At 73.8% G+C, this 2,878-nt stretch carries 1 protein-coding gene; it reads right to left on the bottom strand.

Translation table 11 applies throughout. The features are described from left to right. The coding region (locus AB0M27_RS47225) for an AMP-binding protein (protein WP_365732379.1) at positions 1 to 2,878 on the bottom strand (2,878 nt) is incomplete at both ends.

The raw sequence follows: 2,878 nt of genomic DNA on the forward strand, positions 1-2,878 counted from the left end.
GGCCGATCGGCACGACCTCGCGCCCCACCGGCTCCCGCACCGGGAAGACGGTGGAACCCACCGACGCCTCCGTCGGACCGTACTCGTTGATCAGCCGTCCCGGGCCGAGGATCGCCAGCGACCGGTCGGCGGTGGCGCCGGGCAGCGCCTCGCCCGCCACCACCGTCACCGCGCTGAGTTCGTCCGCCTGCTCGGTGGTGAGCTGCTCGGCGAGCAGGTCCAGGTGTCCGGGCGTCAGCTTCACGAAGCTGTAGGGCGCACCGGCCAGCAGCGCGCGGCCCAGCTCCGCCGGAGGCGTGTCCTGCGCCACCGCGAACACCCGCTGTCCGGTGACCAGCGGCGCCCACAGATTGGGCACGACCAGGTCGAAGGCGACCGACGAGAACAGCGGAGCACCGCCCGTGCCGCGGGACGCCAGCTCGCGCGCCGCCCACCCCACGTGATTGGCCAGGCCCCGGTGGGTGACCTCGACGCCCTTGGGCACGCCGGTCGAACCGGAGGTGAAGATGACGTACGCCAGCCCGTCCGGATCGTCCCCGCGCACCGGTGCCGTCGCCGGCAGGGCGCTGACGTCCGCATCGGCGAGCAGCACCGCGGTGCCGCGGAACCGGTCCGCGTACGGCTCGGACGTGATCGCCACCCGGGCGCCGGACGTCGCCACGATGGAGGCGACGCGCTCGGCGGGGTGGGACGGGTCGACCGGCACGTACGCGCCGCCCGCCTTCCAGATCGCGAGCAGCGCCGCGATCAGGGCGGGGCCCCGATCCAGCTGGACCGCGACCCGCGTCTCCGCGCCGACGCCGCGGTCCCGCAGCGCGTGGGCGAGCCGGTTGGCCCGCGCGTCCAGCTCCGCGTAGGTCACCGAGTCGGGGCCGAGGGTCACCGCCGGGGCGTCCGGGACGCGGGCGGCCTGTTCCTCGAACCGCTGGAGCACGGAGGCGGACGCCTCCTCGTACGCGGTGTCGTTCCACTCCACCAGCTGCCGCTCGCGTTCCCCGGCCGGCAGCGGCGCGATCCGGGCGTCTCCCGCGGGATCCTGGACCATGGCGGACAGCACCGCCTCGTACAGGGCGGTCAGCCGGCCGGTGTTCGCCCGGGACAGGACGTGTGTGTGCGTGGTCAGCAGCAGGTATCCGGAGACCGCCGACACCGCCAGGTCGAACTCGGTCGCGCCCTCGGCGGAGCTGCCGCGGACGTCGACGCGTTCGGTGTCGACATGGTCGAAGTCCTGGTAGCTGAAGCGGACGTCGAGGAGGCGCTCCGCCCCGGCGTCGCGCTGAATCGCGGGCATCGGGTAGCGGCGGTGCTCCCACATGCCCGCCTCATGGGCGAAGACCTCGCGGACGAGCTCCTCCCAGGTGCGGTCGCGGTCCGCGTCGAAGGCGAACGGCAGCGTGTTGAGGTACATGCCGTACACCCGGTCGGCGCCCGGTGCCTCGGGGCGGGCGCTGAAGACGAGGCCCGAGTGGAAGCGGTTCTCCTCGGTGAGCAGGCTGAGCACCTTCAGGTGCGCGGCGAGCAGCACGCTCTTGACCGAGACCCGGGCCCGTGCCGCCAGGGCACGCAGCCCCGGCTCGAACTTCCTCAGCTCCACCGCGGCCCGGTACCGCTCGCGTGCGGCCGTGCGGTCGCCCGCCCAGGCCCCCGGAAGGGAGAGACGCGCATACCCTCCGGTGACCTCCGCCCAGTACGCCCGGTCGCGCTCGGACTCCAGGGAGCGCAGTTCGGCGGCGACGAAGTCCGCGTAACGCACAGACGGGGCGGGCGCCGAGGACGGCTGTCCGCCCTCGCGCACGCGCCGGTACTCGTCGAGCAGCTCCATCAGCAGGGCTCGGTGGCTCCAGCCCTCGGTGATGGCGTGGCAGACGGTCACCCCGAGCCGCCAGCCGTCGTCCTCGACGTGCGCGGCCATCCGCAGCAGCGGCGCCCGCTCCAGATCGAACAGGTCGGCGCGCTCCCGGGCGAGGAACTCCTCGACGGCGGCCGCGCGTCCGGCCTCGTCCAGACCCCTCAGGTCGTACACGCTCACGGGGATCTCCGCGTCGGCGCGCACCACTTGCAGCGGCCCTGTGCAGCCGTCCAGGTGGAAGGAGGTGCGCAGCATCTCGTGGCGGGCCGTGACCACCCGGGCGGCGGCGCCCAGCGCCTCGGCGGAGAACGGCTCGGACTCCGTGATCCGGAACGACGACACGTTGTGGTAGGCGTGCTGGGTGTCGTCCGCCAGCATCTCCAGGACCATGCCGAGCTGCACCTGCGTCAGCGGGTAGGCGTCCACGGCGTCGTCCGGCAGCCCCTCCCGGTCCTCGGCGGCGATCAGCGCGAACGGCTCGACGGGTGTGTCGACCTCGGTGCGCGCGGGCCGTCCGGTGAGGAACTCGCCGAGCTCGGCGACCGTGCGGTGCTCGAAGACGTCACGGACGCCGATGTCGTACCCGGCCGAGCGCAGCGCGCCGACGAGGGCGACGGCACGGATCGAGTGTCCGCCGATCTCGAAGAAGCCGTCCTCGACGCCGACCCGCTCCAGGCCCAGCACCTGGGCCCACACCTCGGCGATCCGCTCCTCGGTCACCGTGCGCGGGGCGACGTAGCCGTCGCCGGCCTCCTCGGCGGTGTCCGGGGCGGGCAGGGCGCGGCGGTCGACCTTGCCGTTGGCGTTGAGCGGCATCGCCTCCAGCGCCACGAAGGCCGCTGGCAGCATGTAGTCGGGCAGGCGGTCGGCCAGGTGTGCGCGGACCGAGTCCGCGGACGCCTCGGCGGGCGCGTAGTACGCGGTCAGCTCGCCGTCGTGGGTCGTCACGAACGCCTCGCGGACGGCGGGGTGTTCGGCCAGCACCGCCTGGATCTCGCCGAGTTCGACCCGGTAGCCGCGGATCTTGAC

It is taken from the genome of Streptomyces sp. NPDC052107 (assembly GCF_040680215.1).
Taxonomy (GTDB): Bacteria; Actinomycetota; Actinomycetes; order Streptomycetales; family Streptomycetaceae; genus Streptomyces.